Genomic DNA, 21,613 nt, shown 5'->3' with positions numbered 1-21,613 from the left:
TACGATCATCTAAGCTCACTACCAATCGCACCATACTGGAATTGAAATGCTGGACGTTCGACTACATACTGTGGGGCACATCGTGCTACCAATCGCACCATACTGGAATTGAAATTTGGTTTTGAACCCCCCTCGGCGAACTACTAAGTCTACCAATCGCACCATACTGGAATTGAAATAACCCTCGAATAACTCGTTCGGCTTGCAGCCTTGTCTACCAATCGCACCATACTGGAATTGAAATGAGAATAGCGAAACCGCGAAACAAAAGCGCGAACGCTACCAATCGCACCATACTGGAATTGAAATGGCATGGTTTTCACGTGTATATTTGTATGTACCTTCCTACCAATCGCACCATACTGGAATTGAAATTTATTCATCGCATTTGAAGGCTTCGCAGGCGATGGGCTACCAATCGCACCATACTGGAATTGAAATACAGCGACACAGGCACATTTCCTGCTGCTATTGCATCCTACCAATCGCACCATACTGGAATTGAAATTTATGTAACCCGAATAGCAATTTGTCCCCGTTCATCTACCAATCGCACCATACTGGAATTGAAATTGTAATAAGTTACGATTGATGCGGACGATGCTGTCTACCAATCGCACCATACTGGAATTGAAATTTTTGCAGATTGCTTTACAAAGAGAAAAAAGCGTTCTACCAATCGCACCATACTGGAATTGAAATTTCAGAGCTTCGCAACCTGCTGTATACGAACAACCTACCAATCGCACCATACTGGAATTGAAAATCCTCAATCGCTCTGTAAGCTGTGTTCAAAACAGCCTACCAATCGCACCATACTGGAATTGAAAAAAATCAATTTCGCTATCATAAAAAAGTCGTGAATCTACCAATCGCACCATACTGGAATTGAAAACGGGTCTCAATTATTGCCTCCTGATATCCAGTTTTCTACCAATCGCACCATACTGGAATTGAAAAGGCACATCATGCAAGCGCAAAACTCTTCCGAGCCTGCTACCAATCGCACCATACTGGAATTGAAAACGGGGCAGTTCCTAGCCTGATATGGTAGTCAGAAATTCTACCAATCGCACCATACTGGAATTGAAAACACGAAATGAGATAGACATGGCAGAGACACTATTTCTACCAATCGCACCATACTGGAATTGAAATACAAGCGTGTCGAGCTTGCCGGTTAGCGAGTCAACTACCAATCGCACCATACTGGAATTGAAATTGGTAAATGGCGGGACGCATCGCGTCGCCCATCAGCTACCAATCGCACCATACTGGAATTGAAATTACTTATACTATTGCCTAGATACTTCTGCGCGCCCTACCAATCGCACCATGCTGGAATTGAAATAGTTGATACAGTCTATGTGCCGTTACCTGCCGATACAGCTCCAATCGCACCTACAATTCTTTGGAGGCGTAAGATAAACTGAGAGTGAGAATACCGTTGAATAAATTAAATTTGTAACAATGAACCAATAAGGTGGTTGTAAATGCAGCAAGACAACAAACTATTATATTACATAAATAAATGGTCAAATGTAACCAAGGAAGACGAAGCTACGATTATATCTGCCTTTGAGCCGGTATCAATACAAAAAAAGAAAGACCTCTTAGTGTCAGGACAAGTTTGTGATTACTTGTATTTTATTACCAAAGGTTGTCTCCGCTCATTTTATATTGATGCCAAAGGTATTGAGCACGTTTACCAAATAAGAATGGATAATAATTGGATAGGCGACATTGATAGTTACTTTACCCGGCAAAAATCTAAATACAATATTGAAGCATTAGAAAATTCTTACTTGCTAAGAATTCCGGTTGACCGATTGGAGCAATTGTTTATCGAAATACCAAACCTTGAAAGGTACTTCCGAATACTTTTTCAGAAAGCGTATATAAACGCTTTAAACAGGTTGAGTTCAACCATGTGGGATACTGCAATTGATAGATATAACGAGATGCTAAAAGAAAACCCCGAAATATTCCAACGAGTACCGCTCGTTCATATAGCTTCATATCTTGGTATTACACCCGAAAGCCTTAGCCGGATTAGGCGACATAAATAATTCATCACTGTAATAAGCAGTATCCCTTAACATACATCAATTTTATTTCTTACCATAGGTCAAGGACTTTAACCGAGCACCTGAGGTATTTTTGTATCGTAAACATTAACAATTAAAAATATTACGGTATGAAAACAATTAAAATTTTAGCAGTTCTGTTTTTTTCAGCAACACTCAGCTTGTCAGCTCAAAAAAGTGAAGTAAATATTAGTAAATCAACTGTTGAATGGACCGGTAAAAAAATCGGTGGTGCGCACAATGGTGACGTAAAGATTAAAAGTGCTTTTCTGGATTTTAGAAATGATGAAATCGTTGGAGCTAAGGTCGTAATAGATATGACAAGCATTACTAATGCCGACCTTGAAGATGAAGGTTACAAGCAAAAGCTGATTGGGCATTTAAAATCTGATGATTTCTTTGGCGTTGAAAAATTTCCTACAGCTTCGTTCGAAGTTGCAAAATCTACCAAATTTAAGGATGGTAAAGCTAGTGTAACCGGCAACCTTACCATAAAAGGGAAAACCGAAGAAATAACTGTCGATGTGTTTAAAGAAGGTGCTAAGTATTCTGCGCAGCTTAAAGTAGACCGTTCTAAATTTGATGTTCGTTATGGGTCCAACTCGTTTTTCGATAACCTGGGAGACAAGGCCATTGACGACATATTTATCCTTGACATCAAACTTACGCTATAAGCAGAACAAGCGTTAAAATGAACAGGAAGATATTTCTGAAAACTATGATAACGGCATTGCCAGCAACACTTGGAATTATGAAACTAAATGCACTAAATACAAGTATAGAAAATTGGGGAAATACCCCTAAAATGCCAGTTCTTTTTCTTGGGCATGGTAGTCCAATGAATGCTGTTGAAGAAAATGAATTCGTACAAGGGTTTAGAAAAGTATCTTCTGAAATTGAAATACCCAAGGCGATAGTTGTAATCTCAGCACATTGGGAAACAAAAGGAACCCAGGTTACGGCCATGGAGAATCCACGCACAATTCATGATTTCGGAGGTTTCCCAAAGGAGTTATATGAAATCCAATATCCAGCTCCGGGATTACCTCAATTGGCAAAAGACATTAAAACAATGTCAACGAATAGCGATGTATCGTTGGATGAAAAGTGGGGCTTAGACCATGGAGCATGGTCGGTAATAAGGCATATGTATCCGCAAGCAAATATTCCGGTAATTCAGTTGAGTCTTGATTATTACAAAAGTCCCAAACAACATTTCGAACTTGGCAGGCAGTTATATGAATTAAGGAATAAAGGTGTTTTAATAGTGGGTAGTGGCAATCTTGTACATAATCTGCGTATGGTGAATTGGCAAAAATTGAATGAAAATTTTGGATACGATTGGGCTATTGATGCCAATGAAAAAATGAAACAATTTATTTTAGATGGTAATTATCAAGCCTTAATAGACTATTCAAAACAAGGTAAAGCCTTTGAATTATCGATTCCTACTCCAGAACATTTTCTGCCCTTACTTTACAGTATGGCTTTGCAGGATAAAAAGGATGAAATCGCCATCTTTAATGATAAGCCTGTAGCTGGTTCATTAACCATGACGTCGGTAAAAATAGGATAAAATAATACGTAAAATTAAATAAAATGAAAATAGGAATAACAGGAGCAACAGGCCAGTTGGGAAAACTGGTTGTTGAACAATTAAAGGAAAGAAAACAAGCTGAAAACATAGTCGCGTTAGTTAGAACACCCGAAAAAGCAAAAGAACTGGGAGTTGAAGTTCGTGCCTTTGATTATAATAATCCAGAGGCTTTACCTGCACAGCTAGCAGGCATTGATAAACTCTTACTAATATCAGCAAATGAACTTGGACAGCGTTCAAGGCAACACAAAAATGTGATTCAGGCAGCTCAAAATGCAGGCGTTAAATGGATCGTTTATACCAGTTTATTGCATGCAGACGATACAACATTGAACCTTGCCGAAGAGCATCTGGAAACAGAAAAAGTTTTAAAAGAGTCGGGTATCGATTATACCATACTTAGAAACGGTTGGTATACTGAAAATTATACGGCTTCTATTGAGGGAGCAATTGCAGGGGGCGCTTTTATAGGTAGTGCGGGTTCCGGCAGAATAGCTTCAGCAGCCAGATTTGATTATGCCGAAGCAGCCGCTGTAGTTTTGTTAAGTGATAATTACAAAGGAAAAGTATTTGAGTTGGCCGGAGATAATGCTTATACGCTTAGTGAACTAGCAGCTGAACTATCAAATCAAACGGGTAAAGATTTGCCATATAGAAATTTGCAAGAAGAAGAATATGCCAAAATCCTTGAAAGTTTTAATATCCCAAGTTCTTTTGCACATGCAATTGCAAGTTGGGATGTAAGTGCCTCTAAGGGAGATTTATTCGACGACTCTCGCGAACTTTCGAAATTAATAGGAAGGCCTACAACTCCAATGGCGACCTCCGTAAAATCTGCACTATAATCATTAATAATAGGTTATAATAATTCTGCTTAATACCTGAGGATAATATCAATCTAAAGGGTTTTTAAGCAGAATTTATTTGTATACTAACGGAATAATCGATGCTACATCCTGATGAAAATTAGTCTAAAAAAGCGAACACTACAACAATCAAATTACGCGTTCGTCTCGTGCGCAGCACACAGTGGGTGTAAGCACACAGCTGCAACTTAAAAACCGTTCCCTCACTAATTCAGTCCATTTCGGAAATTGGAAGGACTTTTTCCAACCTTTCTCTTAAAGAGTAAACTAAAATGATAGACGTTTTGGAATCCAAGCTGAAAGGCGATTTCTGTAATTGTCTTTTCAGTGGAAACCAATAATTCCTTGGCTCTGATAATTCGTAACTGAAGATGGTACTGTGCCGGTGACACTCCGGTGTACTTTTTAAACATTTTGCGGAAGTAGGAGTAGCCAACATTGTGTTCACGTGCCAGTTCTTCCATGTTAAACTCCATTTCAATATTTTGGCGCATTAAAAAACGGACCTCTTCGATTACCTTGGCAATATGCTTTCCTGAGAAACCTTTTCGCTTTTCGAACGAAACAATGTACCCAAGTAGTTTTACCACCATACCCGAGGCGATTTGTTGGAATCCCGGGCGTTCTTTTTCAACCAGCTCGTAAATTTTTAAATAAGTGTCAATTATTTCTTCTTTAATACCACAATTAATTACCGGTTGAGTAGGCGAGAAAACCTGATGTTTCAACAATTCGTCAGCTATCCGGCCATTGAATCCAATGTAATTTTCAGTCCATCCAGAAGTACGTATTGGTCTGTAACGATGCCATTCGTTTGGAAAAACCAGCATAATACTTCCGGGTTTTACCTGAAATCTGCCATGCCTATTTTCATATATTCCAGTTCCTTCCGTAATATAGTTGAGCTGGTATTCCTGTAGAACCCGACCGGTTTCCCAATTGAAAAAATACCCTGATGGATGTGCTATTGGGGGGTACACTGTTTTTGGGGATATCCTGGCGGTACCGGTTACATTCAGATACAGGCCCCAATCAATATCTTCTTCTCCGTTGGTTAAATATTTAAAGTAGTCTTTTTGCATTCGAATCGTCTTTTTTCAAATTAGTGCCAAAATGTATAAAATAATTGCCAGTTTTTGTATTGTTTGAGCAAAATAACAGCTCTATTTTTGATGTGCTAATTTTACAGAGAACTAATAACTAATTTATTAACCGCGATGCTCATTGGTTTTATGGATGTGTAGTTTAGAGTTTGTTTTTCGTATCACTACACATATCTAAAACTTAATGTTCTGTCAAATCAACAAAACTATGAATTTTATAATCGGACTGGTAATTATTGCTATCGGTAGTTTGGGACAATCAAGTTCCTATGTCCCCATTAACAAAGTAAAGAACTGGTCGTGGGAGAGTTTTTGGCTTACTCAGGGTGTTTTTGCCTGGTTGGTTTTTCCGCTGTTGGGCGCTTTACTCGCCGTACCCGTAGGACATTCTTTATTCGAAATTATTTTGAGTGGTGACGGAGCAATCTGGAAAACCCTGGGATATGGAGTGCTTTGGGGAATTGGAGGTCTTACGTTCGGCCTTAGCATGCGTTATCTTGGAATTGCTCTAGGTCAATCTATTTCATTAGGTACCTGTTCTGCTTTTGGAACTATTATCCCGGCCTTAATGGAAGGTACCGACCTGTTTGAGGGAAGAGGTTTGGTTCTTCTAATTGCTGTGAGTATCGCCATCGCAGGTATTGCTATTATTGGATACGCCGGTAGCTTACGGGCAAAGAACATGACCGAAGAAGAACGAAAAGCTGCCGTTAAAGATTTTGCACTAGGCAAGGGCTTGTTGGTTGCATTGCTCGCTGGAGTAATGAGTGCCTGCTTTAGTTTGGGCCTTGCCGCCGGGCAACCAATTGCTGAGGCCGCTACAAGCATGGGAGCCGCTGCATTATTTGTAACACTACCTGCTACACTGCTGGTTACAGCTGGTGGTTTCCTAACGAATGCTGTCTACTGCTTATATCAAAATGTTAAAAATAAAACGCTTAGTGATTATACCCATGTTTCGGGAAAAGTACTTGTCAATAACATTCTATTTTGCGCGTTGGCAGGTGTTTTATGGTATTCTCAGTTCTTCGGATTGGGTGTAGGTAAAAGCTTTTTCGAAGAGGGGAGTGTTATTATGGTATTCTCGTGGAGTATTCTCATGTCATTAAACGTAACCTTTAGTAATGTATGGGGCATTGTGCTGAAAGAATGGAAGGGAGTAGGGGCTAAAACCTGGACTGTACTACTTATTGGATTAGCTATTCTGATTTTCTCAACATTTGTAATCAATTTTTAACCGATTTATTATGCAACGATTAGCTTTTAAAATGTACCTCAATGAAGGTCAAAAAGAAGAATACAAAAGACGTCATGATGAGATCTGGCCCGAGCTAAAACAGCTTTTAAAAGAAGCCGGGGTAAGCGAATACTCTATCTTTTTAGATGAAGAAACAAACATCTTGTTCGCTTTTCAGAAAGTGAGCGGGGACGGTGGTTCTCAGGATCTCGGAAAGACCGAAATCGTTCAAAAATGGTGGGCTTACATGAAGGATGTAATGAAAGCCAACCCTGACAACTCTCCGGTGTCAGTAGCTCTTGACGAAGTATTTTATATGGAATAAGTAAGAAACTAATATCAATAATAATTTTAATAAACTATTTATTATGAGCGAATTAATCAAAAAAGCTTACGAAATAGCGAAAGAACAATACGCGGCTATTGGAGTTGACACAGAAGCAGCATTGAAAAAAATGGGCGAATTGGCCATTTCTTTGCACTGCTGGCAAACCGACGACGTATCAGGTACTGAGAATCCTGATGGTCAATTGTCCGGAGGTATTCAAGCTACCGGTAATTACCCGGGTAAGGCTCGCAGTATGGCTGAGATTACGGCTGACCTGGAAAAAGTTATGTCAATGTTGCCGGGTAAGCAACGTGTAAACGTACATGCTCTATATGGCGATTTTTCTGGTGGTGCAGTCGATCGCGACGCCATTAGTGTTAAGCAATTCCAGGGATGGATTGACTGGTGTAAAAAAATGGGAATTGGCATGGATTTCAATGGTTCGTTCTTCTCTCACCCTAAAGCCGACAGTGGTTTTACACTATCATCAAAAGATGAACAAGTACGCAAGTTTTGGGTAGAACACTTGAAGCGTTCTCGCGAAATCGCAAACGAAATCGGTAAGCAACTCGGATCTCCTTGTGTACTGAATACCTGGATTCCAGATGGATCAAAAGATACACCTGTTGACCGTAACGGAATGCGTGCTCAATTAACAAAATCTCTTGACGAAGGTTTTGCTACGGAGTACCCTAAAGAGAACATGAAAGATGCCGTTGAGAGTAAAGTATTCGGTATTGGTGCTGAGTCAATGACTGTCGGTTCTCACGACTACTATCTCGGATATGCGATCAAGAACAACAAAATGATTTGTTTGGATAATGGTCACTTCCACCCAACAGAGGTTGTTGGCGATAAAATTTCTTCTTGCCTTCAGTTTGTCGACGAAGTATTGTTGCACGTAACTCGTCCGATTCGTTGGGACTCTGACCACGTAGTAACACTGAACGAAGAAGTTCAATTGATTGCTTCTGAAATCGTACGCAACAATTTCATGAGCCGTGTAAATGTAGGGTTAGATTTCTTCGATGCTTCCATTAATCGTATCGGTGCTTACGTTGTTGGTACACGTGCCGCTCAAAAAGCATTCTTGATTGCTATGTTGGAGCCAACTAAATCGTTGATTAAAATGGAAGAAGCGGGCCAGAATTTCGAGCGCCTTGCAACATTGGAAGAGCTGAAAACCATGCCTTTCGCTGCAATCTGGGATTACTACTGTTTGCAGGAAGGAGTTCCGGTTGGAGCAGATTACATTGCTGAGATTCAGCAATACGAAAAAGAAGTTTTAAGTAAACGATAATGACAGATTTGAGAGTTACCGGTTCTGCAACAGAACCGGTAACTTTTGTTTTTCTACGAATTAAAAACCAAAGCTAACCCCCGAAAACGATCCCATGAAAAAAGTTATTGCAGTATTTGATATCGGAAAAACCAACAAGAAAGTGTTACTGTTTGACCAAAGCTTAAAGCTGGTTTTTCAACACGAACAAAAATTCCCGGTCATTACCGATGAAGATGGTTTTGAATGTGATGATATTGACCGGATTACAGACTGGATTAAAGCGGAGCTAACCCGAATTGTTGAAGCCGGAGAGTACGATTTGAGTGCGGTAAACTTTTCAACCTATGGTGCTTCGCTAATGTTTTTGGATGAACAAGGCAAGCGCCTGACTCCGGTTTACAATTACCTGAAAGAGGTACCGGCAAGTATTTCTGAAAACTTATTTGAAAACTATGGAGGCAAAGACGAATTTTGCCGCTGTACAGCAAGCCCTGCATTGGGTCTGTTGCTGAATTCGGGCATTCAAATGCTCTGGATGAAACAGGAAAAGCCGGAGCTATTTGCAAAGGCCGCATCAATCCTGCACTTTCCGCAATATTTAGCCTATACCTTGAATGGCAAAGTGGTTTCTGAGCCAACTTCAATCGGTTGCCACACCTTTATGTGGGACTACGATCAAATGGCTTATCACCCTTGGATTGCAGATCAAAAAATTGAATTACCCCAGCCGGTAACCAACGATGTTGTTTTCGAAAGTGAAATCGGAGGCAAAAACGTGTTGGTCGGAACCGGTATCCACGATAGTTCGTCTTCGTTGGTTCCCTATCTGAAGGGAAGCGAAGAACCTTTTATTCTGGTGTCAACCGGAACATGGTGTATTACAATGAACCCGTTCAACAGCGAGCCGTTAACGGCAAGTCAGCTGGAACAGGATTGTCTTTGCTTTTTGAGCCCGGATAAACAACAAGTGAAATCGTCGCGTTTGTTCATGGGGCATTTCCACGAAGTGTGGGCCGAAAAACTGGCTGATCACTTTAAAACCGAAGCCGCATACTTTAAGTATGTGAAGTGCGATGAAAGCCTGCTGGCCCGCCAAAAAGAGAGTTTCGGATCAAAATCGGTATTCTTTCCGGCCGGTAAAGAAAGCTTTGAAGCTGGCCTTAAATCGGTTGATCTGAGCATTTTTGCAAGCTACAAAGAGGCCTATACAAAGTTGATGATTGATTTGACAGATTTGTGCATCACCTCAATCAACCTGGTCATCCCTCAAAACGATTCAACCAGCAACTTGTATATTTCGGGAGGTTTCGCCCGTAACCCGATTTACATTCACTTGCTGAAAGAATATTTTACCCAAAAAGAAATTATTACCTCCGAGATTGATAATGCCAGCGCATTGGGGGCCGCTTTGGTAGTGGCCGATGTGGTTGGATTCAAGCCGGAGATTAAATTGACACTAGATTAAGAAATACGATAAAAAACACAAATTCAAAATTCAAAATGGAAACCGCAAAACGCATTTATTTACCCCCTTTAAGCCTGGTTGGCCCAAATGCCTTGCAAGAGCTCAAAGAGGATTTGAAAAATAGTTCGTACAAACAGGTTTTATTTGTTACCGACTCTATCTTGGTTCAAATAGGGCTGGCAGCTAAAGTTGAAGATATTCTGAAAGAAGCCGGTTTAAAATACTTGATCTTTGATCAGGTAAAACAAAACCCAACAGTAAAGAATGTTAACGATGGCTTAAAGGTCTACCAGGATAACAATTGCGATGCAATTATCACGTTGGGTGGAGGTTCACCACAGGACTGCGGAAAAGCGATTGCTATTCTGGCTACCAACGGTGGAAACATCGAAGCGTATGAAGGAATTCATAAATCAGCTAAAAAATCGGCTCCGTTGATTGCAATCAACACGACAGCCGGAACAGCCAGCGAAATTACTATCAACTACGTCATCACCGACGAACAACGCAAAGTGAAAATGGTAATGGTTGATAAGAATTGTCTGGTTGATATCGCCGTTAACGATCCGGTTTTAATGGTGAATATGCCTAAAGGCCTAACTGCTGCAACCGGGATGGATGCGTTAACTCACGCGGTTGAAGCTTATGTAACAGCAGGCGCTTATGATTGGTCGGATACGCTGGCACTAAAAGCCATTAAACTTATTGGCGAAAGTTTACGGGACGCTGTAAACGATGGTCAAAACCTGGACGCCCGAAACAAAATGGCTTGGGCCCAATTTATTGCCGGACAAGCATTCTCGAACTGTGGTTTAGGTTATGTACACTCTATGGCTCACCAATTGGGGGCTGTTTACGATTTACCTCACGGTGTTTGTAACGCTGTACTGCTTCCTTACGTTGAAGAGTTTAACGCTCCGGTATGTGGCGATAAATTCCGCGATATTGCTGAAGCCTTAGGTGTTGATACGACCGGAATGACACTTGAAGAAGCAAATAAAGCGGCTATCGAAGCCATTAAAAAGCTTTCGACTGATGTCGGTATTCCTTCCGGATTGAAAGAGTTGGGTGCAAAACCGGAAGACTTCGAAACCATGGCGAATAAAGCCCTTGCCGATGTTTGTACCGGTGGCAATCCACGTCCGGTGAATTTAGAGGAGACAGTGAAAATTTACGAAGCAGCTTATTAGTATACCATATAAATTTAGTTAGAAATGAGAAAGTTAGATACCAAATTAATGCATCCGCGTGACCAGATCACGATGATCATTGATAAGATTTACAGAAGTGGTCTGACAACTACTTCCGGAGGAAATATTTCAATTGTCGATGAAAACGGTGACATCTGGGTTACTCCATCGGCAATCGACAAGGGAACTTTGCGTGCCTCCGATATTGTACGCGTTCGTAAGGATGGAACGGTTGAAGGGCGTCACAAGCCATCTTCTGAATTCCCTTTCCATAAAGCGATTTATGAATGCCGCCCCGAAATTAAAGCGGTTATTCACGCACACCCGCCGGCATTGGTTTCATTGAGTATTGTTCGTCAAATTCCGAATACAAATGTTATTCCTCAGGCGAAATACATTTGTGGCGATATCGGTTACGCACCTTACGCATTGCCTGGTAGTCAGGAATTGGGTGACGTGATTGCTGACGAATTTAAGAAAGGATTCAACGGAGTGATCATGGAAAACCACGGTACTGTAATTGGTGGTTCCGATTTGGTTGATGCTTTCCAGCGTTTTGAAACCTTGGAATTCTGTTGCCGCACCATCATTTACGGTAGCCAAATAGGTACTCCGAACTATTTGACAGATGAGCAAATTGAGGAGTTTGAAGCTCAAATTCCTCTCTTGTTGCCAGAAATGGAAACTGTTGAACGCCCTTCTGATGAGCGTGCTATTCGCGAAGAAATTAAGAAGATTGTTCACCGTGCTTGTGCTCAGGGCTTGATGATCAGCTCATACGGAACAGTTTCAGTTCGTTGGAGAGGAGATGATTTCCTGATTACTCCTCCGAAAGTATCGCGTTGGGATATGGAGAATGACGATATCGTTCAGATTAAAGGTGGAAAACGCGAACCGGGAAAAGTTCCTAGTCGTTCGACTTGGTTGCATCAGGAAATTTACAAACGCAATCCACACATCAATTCAATCATTTTGACTCAAACGCCTTATCTGATGGCATACAGTGTGACGAATGAGAAATTCGATGTTCGCACAATCCCGGAAAGCTGGATCTTCCTGCAAGATGTTCCTAATGTGCCATTCGGCTCACACTTTACAGGTTCAGAGGTTATTCTGAATACTATTTCGGAAAGTACACCTGCAGTTCTTATAAACAACGATTCAGTAATTGTAACCGGTGATAAACTACTTGGAACTTTCGACCGTTTGGAAGTTGCTGAGTTCAGTGCAAAATCGCTGGTTATGGGCTCTTCATTGGGCAAATTGTTCCCAATTAATGATGAGCAGGTTGAAGAGTTGCGCAAGAAGTTTTTGGGATAATACAACTTTTATACACCCTGGTTAAATGGGTGTAAACAGGATCTTGTTTCAAAGAAGTGAGCAATGAGATCTATGGAGGGTTCAGCTATTTTTTAGCTGAACCCTTTTTTTAGTTTCAGGGGTATTGGCTTGGCTCTGCAGATACCGGTAATCTCGTTTTTTGCTTCTGAATTTCATTGTTCTAAAAAGGGGAACTCACTTTTTTGAGGCTTATTGAAATGTTACCTGTTCGTAGAAAAAATACGACAATATTGGAACAATACTGACAGTAATAACACAATAGTGTTAAGAGTGATCTTTGGTGTGTCTTAATTTTGGTGTGAGTCTAACTAATTCACCTTCATTGTAATGCCAAACTTTGATAAAATGCTGCCGCATGCTGTTGATCGCATTCGCAGCGCAACTCGTATTCCTGCAATCCGAAGTCGACAGAAACTTAAAATGGTTGTCGAGTTGTTTTTAATGGGGATAGCCGATCACCATATTCTACCAAAATCAATCACAATTGAGAGCGAATTACGGTCAAAGGCTGTGTCCTTTGTTTTGTCCTGCAGATTGTCTTTTTAGTTGCCACTTTAGAAAAGGTGTGAAGAAAGAGAAAAGCCAAATTTCGACCGAAAATGTTGCTTTGAATTAGCCCGACTTCTAAAGTCAAAAATGATATCACTTATTTGAGCTTACCATAGGTATACCTGCTGTTTGTTGAAGTTCCTGTCTTTGGGGATGCCTATGATCCAAATTGATTAAATAGTAAAAATGAAACGAAGAAATTTTATACAACTGTCAGCCCTGTCAGGCATGGGGCTTTCGTTGGTTCCTATGATGAGTTTATCACTTGATAAAGTGGATGGAGAACATTCAACAGAGTTTAAAAAACTAACGTTCGATTTACTAAAAGACTGGTGCGATGGCATGATCAAAGTTCAGGTCATAAATCCCGCTGACCCTACGGTACACGGAATGCTAAAATGTCCGGCCTGTGATGTGGTGCATACCCGATGCTTTGATGCGGTTTACCCATTCCTTTACATGGCGAAAGCAACAGGAGAAAAAAAATACCTCGATGCGGGAATCGCTGTGTTTGAATGGAGTGAAAACGTCACTCGCGCTGACGGCGCCTGGACAAATGAACTGAAGCCAAATTCATGGGACGGCATCACCGCTTTTGGTGCAGTTTTTCTTGCCGAAGCCTTAAAATACCATGGCGATTTATTGGACGAGCAACGTCGTGCACGATGGATGGATCGACTTAGAAGGGCTGCCGAATTTACCTATCAGAAGTTTACAGCGGTAGATATCTCCAACATAAACTATGGAGCTTCTTGTACTTATGTTTTTCATTTGTTGGGAAGGGTGCTAAACGAACCAAAATACATTGAGCGAAGTAAAAAACTAGCGGCTGAAGTAAAAGCATATTTTACAAATACGAATGCTTTTTTATATGGTGAAATTCAGCCCGACAGACAACGATTAAGCAGTAAAGGTCTTCCGGGCATTGATTTAGGTTATAATGTGGAAGAAACTCTGAACAGTTTGGTAATGTACGCGCTCCAGGAAAATGATGAAGAGCTGTTACAACTGGTTACCAAATCGATGAATACGCACCTGGAATTTATGCTGCCTGACGGTGGTTGGGATAACGGATGGGGAACACGCATGTTTAAATGGACCTATTGGGGAAGCCGAACCTGCGATGGAAGCCAGCAAGGGCTAGTATTGTTGTCCGATCGAAATCCTGCTTTCGGGACTGCGGCTGTAAAATATACGGAGCTGCTAAAGCGCTGTACTGCCGATGGCTTGTTACACGGTGGGCTTCATTACGTATCGCATGGTGTAAAACCTTGTATACACCACACCTTTGAGCACGCAAAGCCTTTAGCAGGTTTGCTCGATCATTGGGATCATCTTCCTGAAATAAATACACAGACACCGTTGCCTCGAACAGCGGCTGATGGCGTAAAATATTTCAAGGAAATTGATACTTCACTTTTTGCTCGTGGCGATTGGCGAGGTACCGTTGCAGGTTACGATGCCATCTATTCAATTCAAAAGGGTTTGCAGCAGGCAACCGGAGGTTCGTTGTCCCTATTATACCACAACAAGGTTGGGTTACTTTGTGCGGCAAGCATGGCGGTTTATAAACTGGGCGAAGTCTACAATCAGCAAGAAGCTCCGGGAGAAGATATTGCCTTAACGCCAAGATTGGAGACCTATAAAGACGACGTATGGTACACCAACCTATTTGATTTAGCCGCCACGATCGATGCTGCCGATAACGATGACGAAATTACCTTGGTGGCAAGTACTCAGCTTAAAAACGAAGCGCGAGAAGTGGTCGGAAGTACGGCTTCAGACTTTTCGATAAGCTACACGTGTTCAGCAAAAGAGATGCAGATTACGGCCAAAACATCACAAGATATAAACGAGCAAACGGCCTTTGTGTTACCAATTATATCTCCAACCGGAGAAAAAGTATCGCAGGTAAGTGAATACGAAATCACCATTCAGAAACCTGAAGGCATGGTACGTGTAATGGCAAATGTGCCACTGAAAGTTAAGGAAATGCCTAAGTCGCGCACTTTTAATATGGTTCCCGGAGCCGAAGCTTTGCCAATACTGGCATTTTTTAAGGATGATGAGAAGCAGCTTGAGATTCGTATTGAAATAGTTTAAAATAGATTATGCATGGGGATCGTGCAATGAACTTAAACAAATAATAAAAAGCAACCCTATTATCCGAACAAATTGGAAACAAACCATCACGAAAAGCTCGAGTCGTTCTTTTAATGCACTTGTATATGAGTGAATTGAGCTGAAGGTGGTATCGTTCCCGAAATGTTCGAATCCGCTGAAAAGTCTAGGGCGAATTCTTGATTTTAGCGAGTCGTTGAATCATGTTACAATGTCGTAAGACCTAACTATAAACCAATCATATGAAAAGAATTATACTATTGTCGGTACTGTTAAGTATTTTTTTAACATCAAAAGCTCAACTCTTTGAACAGGATTTTAGCTCTTCAACAAATGTTTCAGACTATGTTAGTTCAATACCGAATTCGGGCCAATTTGATGCGATTTCGCCTAATGGAACTGCTGTTACATCAAGCATTGAAAATGGCGCATTGAGATTTAACAGAACTGGTACCGGGAGTATCTATGTCAACCGTAACTTTACATTCGCGACAAATCCAACAGTTGTACAATTAAAGCTCGATTTTGAAGTACGTAACTACCAGACAGGAACACAGAATCCGCTGTTTAGTGTATTTGTTGGTTCAGGTTTTTCGAGTGCCTCTTCCGGTTCTTCATCCGATTTTGCGAGTAGATTTGGTATTCAGGCACAAACTGGTTCCGGCGAGTTTAAAGTGTCTACGATCGATAATATAGGAGGGGCGCCAAGTTCCGGAATTTTTACGGGGAAGCAAACAATTACTTTCATCGTAAATAATTCGGGCAGTGATAAAAACTATACCGCTCCCGATGGGAGTTTTGAAAATGTAGCCAATGGTAAAATGGATGTTTGGGTTGGAACAACTAAAGGGATTGACGATTTTTCACTAAAGAATACCGATGCGAAAGGAGAGATTAGTGGGTTTAAAATTCAAGCGACCTCAGCCTCCGGAACAGGTGTCTTTGATTTCGATAACATCGAATTTACCGATATGTCAACAGTCGAAGTTACTCCACCTACGATAAGTTTACCAACTACACCGTCAGAATATCTGAATTTGACCCACCCGTTCATTTGGGCTTCTTTTCCGGAGCGACAAAAGATTGTTGACAATATCCATCAATACAGCTGGGCCAGCGGGCTTTATACTCAGCTGAAGTCTCGTGTTGATGCCAAAAAGAATGCTCATGTCTCAGATCCGGAGGCTATTTTGAATACAATACCTGCGATCCCGGGGCTGTATGCTGATCGGACAGCACATACAGATATTCTTTCATCAATGACAGAAGCAGCCATTTTGTATTATTTGACTCTGGATGACAGCTATGCGCAGTATGCTGCCGATATCTTGAGCCACTACATGAAATACCTAGCTGTTCAGCCTGTGCAAAAATATCAGGAAGGCACTGATGGATTGATGTTTGACGATGGTTGGCTGGAGTCGAGAGCACTATTTCCGAGAATCGCCTTAGCATATGATTTCTTGTATGACTATGTAAATAATTCGGGCAATACGATTTATGATCTTTCGGATAAAACAAGAATGCAGTTTAATGATGCGACAGCGCAAACTACGGTTGCCAATTTAGCCGATATTGTGTTTATGAGTATAAAAGCTCCCAATAGTAATCATTCTGTTTTAGCCGGAAATGGCGCATTGTATAATCTTTTAATGATTGCTGATGATACCAGACGAGACCAATATTTTGATCGATTCTATAATAACACAACCGAACGTTTTGATGCTTATGCCTGGACGCTGAGTAACTTTACCGAAAATGGTGTGTGGCCCGAAACGTTTGGTTATGCCAAAACCTCGCATGAATTAGTGATTCAGTCGATGAATGTGATTGATCGCTACAATCCGGATTTGAACGTAATCGATAATAACCTGAGCATTCTTGACGGATTTATTGGTTATGCAAACTGGTTTTATCCATCGGATGAACTTATGCGTTTTGGTGATACAGGGACTGAAAGTGAAATGAATGATGGTTACCGCTGGATTTTAAAAATCGCATCCAGAAAAAACTTACCTGCTTATACGCAATTAGCAAAACAAAACCTAAAATACTACTACGATAAAAGCGGTGGCTACACACCTTTAATCGAAACGGATCGACTTCAGTTTCATAGTCCACTACAGCTTTTGTGGGGCGAAAATATTGATGATTCAGAGGTTGCTGTCGCTCCTCAGATTGAATCTAGCTACATTCTGAAACACGCCGGAATTGTTGTTCAGCGGAATTACAACACCTCGGATGTTGTGCAAGATGGAATGATGTATTATTCCGGGGGAGCTGCTTATGTGCACACCCATTCAACCGGTATTGATTTAGAACTGTATGGCAAGGGACAAGTGTTCGGTGCCGAAAGTGGAAGTGGTACTTATGGTACCGACGAGCACGAAAATTACAGAGTGCGTCATGCGGCACACAATACGGTTATCGCTAATGGCTCAGGAAAAAGGGGAGGAACAAATTGGTTGTCCAAGGTGGCGAATGTGAGTTTGTTAGCTTACGAACCGAAAGCAGAAGAGACTCCGGTTTCAACGAATTTCTCTTTTTCAACCCAATATCTCGACGACTCGTTTAACGATTGTTTGCAACAGCGCACCAATAGCATTGTGCGTACGAGTGAGACAACCGGATACTATTTTGATATGGTCAGATCGAAGGGAAAAACAACCAACAGTTATCACGACTATATCTACCATAATATCGCCGATGCGGTAGAATTAAAATTTGCCGATAATACAGATGTTCCGTTAAGTACTTCTGACAAATATTCCACCGATTTAACGGAGTCGGTAACCGGATGGACATTTTTCGAGAGTGTAAACTCATCGACTGAAACAGATCAGGCAGTTAAGGCAACGTTTATTTTAAATACCGGAAATAAATATATGCATGCTTTAATGCCATCGGGCGTTAAGCGTGAATATGCAACCGCACTGGCGCCTTATACAAAAGGAGCTCTGAATGGCTACGACCAAAAGAAAACGCCGGTAATAACTGTTCGTCAGGCCGGTGCGGCATGGGACAAACCTTTTGTTGCCGTTTATGAGCCTGCTGCCAGTTCGTCAAGTACAATTCAATCAATTTCCAATATCATTCAGAATGAAAAGGTTGTAGGGGCCAAGGTTGTTTCCGAAGTGAACGGTGCCCAAATAACGGATTGTATCATTGCAAATGATACGGAGGATGAGACGATCAATCTTAGTTCTTTGAGTATTTCATTCGCAGGGCGGTTTGCAATTGTGCGTATAGAAGTCAAAGGCGACCAAACCAACGTTTCACTATACATTGGTAAAGGGCAGCAGCTTACGTTCGATGGCACCGTGCTAAATGCTGATAGCGATGGTAAGGCTTTAAGTGAATATACATTGAACTATGCTTATGAATTTCCTTTCACAACGTCTGTCAATGATCTGAAGTCTGGTGAGGAAACCTATGTGTATCCGAATCCTTCACAATCCGGAAAATACAACATATCAGGTTTTTCAAACTTCAAGATCTACAACCTGAACGGACTGAAGATAAAAGAAGGTATTGGTAATGAGTTTGATCTGGCGAACTACCCAAAGGGAATTTATTTACTGCATGTAAATAACCAGGTTATAAAATTGGTGAAGTAGTGTTTTTGTACAAAATATTAATAAAGGAAAAATAGTAATGACAAAAAAAGCAATCGGGAAAAGTAATTTCATATGGGCACTAGTGCTTTTATTCATTGTTTCGTGTAAGATGAATAATGGGTCTTTCGTTCCTGGCGAGTTAACGATAAGCGAAGGCTTAACAAATCCAATAGGATTTTACGATAGCAGTCCGACCTTCTCATGGAAACTTCCTGCAGATGTTCAGGCGCAAAGTGCCTATTCAATTGTGGTCGCAAGTTCGCCGGAACTACTTCCTAATAAGGCCGATTTATGGGAAAGTGGGAGAGTAGAAACAGACCAAACTCTGTTTGTAAAGTATGGTGGCGAAAAATTGTTATCGAAACAAAAAGGATACTGGCAGGTAAAGTTTTGGGATAACAATGGAGAGGAATCTCAATGGAGCGAAACGGCTCATTTCGAACTCGGGCTTTTGAATAACTCCGATTGGCAAGGGAAATGGATCAGTATGCCAACTGAGCAGCTAACCGAAATTGACGAGCGCGGTTCAGTGCTGTTTCGTCCGCAGTACATGCGCAAAGAAGTGAACGTGAAATCGGAGGTGCAACGTGCCCGCCTGTATATCACAGCCAAAGGGGTGTACGAAGCGTATATCAACGGCAAAAAAGTAGGCACCGATGTAATGTCTCCGGGCTGGACTCCAAATCAAAGCATTAGTACGCTTACCTACGATGTGACTGAACTATTGCAGGAAGGCGAGAATACCCTTGCTGCTGTTGTTGCCGAAGGTTGGCGATCCGGACGAATCAATTTGCGTAGTACCCCCAAAACGATTGAACATACCCCAGCTCTATTATACCAGTTGGAAATTCAAAATGCCGATGGTACGCAAATCATTGTTTCAGATACTAGTTGGAAAGTAACCAATCAAGGACCTATTCGTGTTGCGAAAATTTACGATGGCGAAACCTACGATGCGAATTATGAATTGGGTGATTGGAACAAAAATGGCTATGATGACTCAACCTGGTTTTTAGTTTCAGAACAAGCCATTGCCGATACCGTTTTATTACTTCCAAAACGCTATCAGGGGGTAACTGATCAGCAAGTGCTTTCGGTACAGGAGCTTACTGAACCTGTGGAAGGCAAGCCGATATTTAATTTTAAGCAAAATAATGTGGGCGTTCCATTGGTAAAAGTGCCCATGAAAAAAGGAGATACCTTGACCATACGTTTTGCTGAGATGCTAAATACCGATGGAACAATATATACTGATAACTATCGTAGTGCGCTATCCACCGATTATTTCGTGGCAGCTGCTGATGGCGTGATCGAATGGAGGCCCACTTTTACCTTTCATGGCTACCAGTATATCGAATTAAGTGGATATGACCCCGACGCGAAACCAACAAAAGATTGGGTACAAGCGGTAGTCCAACATTCCGATTTTGAAATGAACGGAACATTTACCTCTTCTCACGAAAAACTGAATCAATTACAAAGCAATATTAGCTGGGGTTTGCGGAGTAACTTTTTCGATGTCCCAACGGATTGTCCGCAGCGCGACGAACGCCTCGGCTGGACTGGTGATGCACAGGTAATTGCCCCAACTTCAATATATAATGCCGATATGTACGCGTTTTGGGCCGGATACCTTCAGAATGTGCGAGAAGAACAGCGTGAAGATGGAAGCATTCCAAACGTAATTCCCGATGTGCTCCATGGTGGTGTCTCTTCAGGATGGGGCGATGTTTGTGTTATTGTACCGTGGGAAATGTACTTTAGAACGGGTGATGTAAGTGTGTTGAAAGATAACTACGAAACCATGAAGAAATGGATTGGTTTTTATGAGTCAAGAGTAGAGAATAATGACTACATCCCTAAAATCGCCTCTTTTTGTGATTGGTTGCAGCCTTATTCTACACCACGGGAAAACTATAGAATGACACGTAGAGGAGATACACCGCCCGATTTGGCTAATACTGCTTATTTTGCACGTGCCGTAGAATTAACCATGCGCTCTGCACTCGTGTTAGGCAAAACAGAAGAGGCCAAAGAATTGCAGTCGTTACACAAAGCGATTAAAGAAGCTTTTGAAAATAAATTTTTCGATGCCGAAGGGCGCACAACGATTACAAAAGAAACGCAGACTGCCTACTTGCTGGCAGTAGAGTTTGGATTGTTGTCGGAAGAAAATGTGCCCAAAGCAATAGCGCATTTAAAACGTGTTATTGAAGCGTGTGACGGACACTTGCAAACAGGCTTTTTAGGAACACCAATACTTCCTTTTGTGCTGGATAAGGCCGGTGAAATTGACTTGATGTACGCCATTCTTTTTAAAGAAACCTATCCTTCGTGGTTTTATTCCATCAATAATGGAGCTACTACCATGTGGGAACGTTGGGATAGTTACACGATTAAAGATGGTTTTCATAAAGATGGCATGAACTCGTTCAACCATTACGCCTACGGTGCGATCGGACAATGGATGTACGAACGAATTGCCGGAATTAAACCCGTAAAAGCCGGTTATAAAGAAATTGAAATTGCGCCAATGCCGGGCGGTCCTCTTCGCTCTGTAAGCGCAAGTTATAATTCGCCGTATGGCAAAATAAGCTCAAGTTGGAAGTTGGAAAACGGCACTTTTGAACTCGAGGCAATAGTCCCACCAAATACAACAGCTAAAATTACAATCCCGGCGAATCCAAGCGAAAATCTGCTGTTAAACGGAAGCGCTTTTGTTGATCAACCGAATCTACAATTGGTCTCTAAAAGTGGCAATGGCTTTGAGTTGTTGGCAAAACCGGGGACCTACAAATTTGTGTCGAAGTACAATTAAAACTGAAGCGAA

Annotated in this window: 14 protein-coding genes and 1 CRISPR repeat array; of the genes, 13 read left to right on the top strand and 1 reads right to left on the bottom strand. The window is 41.4% G+C overall.

Annotation, left to right across the window (positions count from 1 at the left end):
- Positions 1-18: 18 nt before the first annotated feature.
- Positions 19-1,417: direct repeats of the CRISPR family, unit length 29 nt; unit sequence CTACCAATCGCACCATACTGGAATTGAAA.
- A gap of 76 nt (positions 1,418-1,493) precedes the next feature.
- From ABZD21_RS11370 to ABZD21_RS11355, 4 genes are all read left to right on the top strand, one after another.
- Complete coding sequence (locus ABZD21_RS11370) at positions 1,494-2,069, top strand: Crp/Fnr family transcriptional regulator (RefSeq protein WP_372775112.1); 576 nt, start codon at positions 1,494-1,496, stop codon at positions 2,067-2,069.
- 128 nt (positions 2,070-2,197) lie between these two features.
- Positions 2,198-2,761 (top strand): YceI family protein, encoded by a 564-nt coding sequence (locus ABZD21_RS11365; RefSeq protein WP_372775111.1) that lies wholly within the window; start codon positions 2,198-2,200, stop codon positions 2,759-2,761.
- Between the two features lie 17 nt (positions 2,762-2,778).
- Positions 2,779-3,663, top strand: coding sequence for a 4,5-DOPA dioxygenase extradiol (ygiD, locus tag ABZD21_RS11360; RefSeq protein ID WP_372775110.1), 885 nt, complete (start codon positions 2,779-2,781; stop codon positions 3,661-3,663).
- A gap of 23 nt (positions 3,664-3,686) precedes the next feature.
- A complete protein-coding gene (locus ABZD21_RS11355; protein ID WP_372775109.1) occupies positions 3,687-4,529 on the top strand; it encodes an SDR family oxidoreductase in 843 nt (280 codons plus the stop codon).
- Between the two features lie 227 nt (positions 4,530-4,756).
- Here the strand turns inward: ABZD21_RS11355 and ABZD21_RS11350 are convergent, their stop codons facing one another.
- Positions 4,757-5,632, bottom strand: a complete 876-nt coding sequence (locus ABZD21_RS11350; RefSeq protein WP_372775108.1) for an AraC family transcriptional regulator — start codon at positions 5,630-5,632, stop codon at positions 4,757-4,759.
- A gap of 229 nt (positions 5,633-5,861) precedes the next feature.
- Here ABZD21_RS11350 and rhaT point away from each other — a divergent pair, with 229 nt between their 5' ends.
- The 9 genes from rhaT (at position 5,862) to ABZD21_RS11305 (ending at position 21,601) form a co-directional block, all read left to right on the top strand.
- Positions 5,862-6,890 (top strand): L-rhamnose/proton symporter RhaT, encoded by a 1,029-nt coding sequence (gene rhaT, locus ABZD21_RS11345; RefSeq protein WP_372775107.1) that lies wholly within the window; start codon positions 5,862-5,864, stop codon positions 6,888-6,890.
- Between the two features lie 10 nt (positions 6,891-6,900).
- Positions 6,901-7,215, top strand: a complete 315-nt coding sequence (gene rhaM, locus ABZD21_RS11340; RefSeq protein WP_372775106.1) for an L-rhamnose mutarotase — start codon at positions 6,901-6,903, stop codon at positions 7,213-7,215.
- A 43-nt stretch (positions 7,216-7,258) separates the two neighbouring features.
- Positions 7,259-8,518 carry an L-rhamnose isomerase gene (locus ABZD21_RS11335; protein WP_372775105.1) on the top strand — a complete coding sequence of 420 codons (1,260 nt, stop codon included), beginning with the start codon at positions 7,259-7,261 and terminating at the stop codon, positions 8,516-8,518.
- Positions 8,519-8,612: 94 nt separating this feature from the next.
- Positions 8,613-9,965, top strand: a complete 1,353-nt coding sequence (locus tag ABZD21_RS11330) for an FGGY-family carbohydrate kinase (protein ID WP_372775104.1) — start codon at positions 8,613-8,615, stop codon at positions 9,963-9,965.
- A 35-nt stretch (positions 9,966-10,000) separates the two neighbouring features.
- Positions 10,001-11,155 (top strand): iron-containing alcohol dehydrogenase, encoded by a 1,155-nt coding sequence (locus tag ABZD21_RS11325; RefSeq protein WP_372775103.1) that lies wholly within the window; start codon positions 10,001-10,003, stop codon positions 11,153-11,155.
- 24 nt (positions 11,156-11,179) lie between these two features.
- Positions 11,180-12,475: a class II aldolase/adducin family protein gene (locus tag ABZD21_RS11320; RefSeq protein ID WP_372775102.1), complete on the top strand. Its 1,296-nt coding sequence runs from the start codon at positions 11,180-11,182 to the stop codon at positions 12,473-12,475.
- A gap of 756 nt (positions 12,476-13,231) precedes the next feature.
- Entirely contained in the window at positions 13,232-15,148 is a 1,917-nt protein-coding gene (locus tag ABZD21_RS11315) for a hypothetical protein (RefSeq protein WP_372775101.1), read from the top strand.
- A 260-nt stretch (positions 15,149-15,408) separates the two neighbouring features.
- Positions 15,409-18,783, top strand: coding sequence for a T9SS type A sorting domain-containing protein (locus ABZD21_RS11310; RefSeq protein WP_372775100.1), 3,375 nt, complete (start codon positions 15,409-15,411; stop codon positions 18,781-18,783).
- Positions 18,784-18,820: 37 nt separating this feature from the next.
- Complete coding sequence (locus ABZD21_RS11305) at positions 18,821-21,601, top strand: family 78 glycoside hydrolase catalytic domain (protein WP_372775099.1); 2,781 nt, start codon at positions 18,821-18,823, stop codon at positions 21,599-21,601.
- The last annotated feature ends 12 nt before the right edge of the window (positions 21,602-21,613 follow it).

The organism is Mangrovibacterium sp. (genome assembly GCF_041596335.1).
Lineage (GTDB): Bacteria > Bacteroidota > Bacteroidia > Bacteroidales > Prolixibacteraceae > Mangrovibacterium.
The sequence above is the reverse complement of the archived record's forward strand: the minus strand, read 5'-3'. Positions and strand labels throughout refer to the sequence as shown.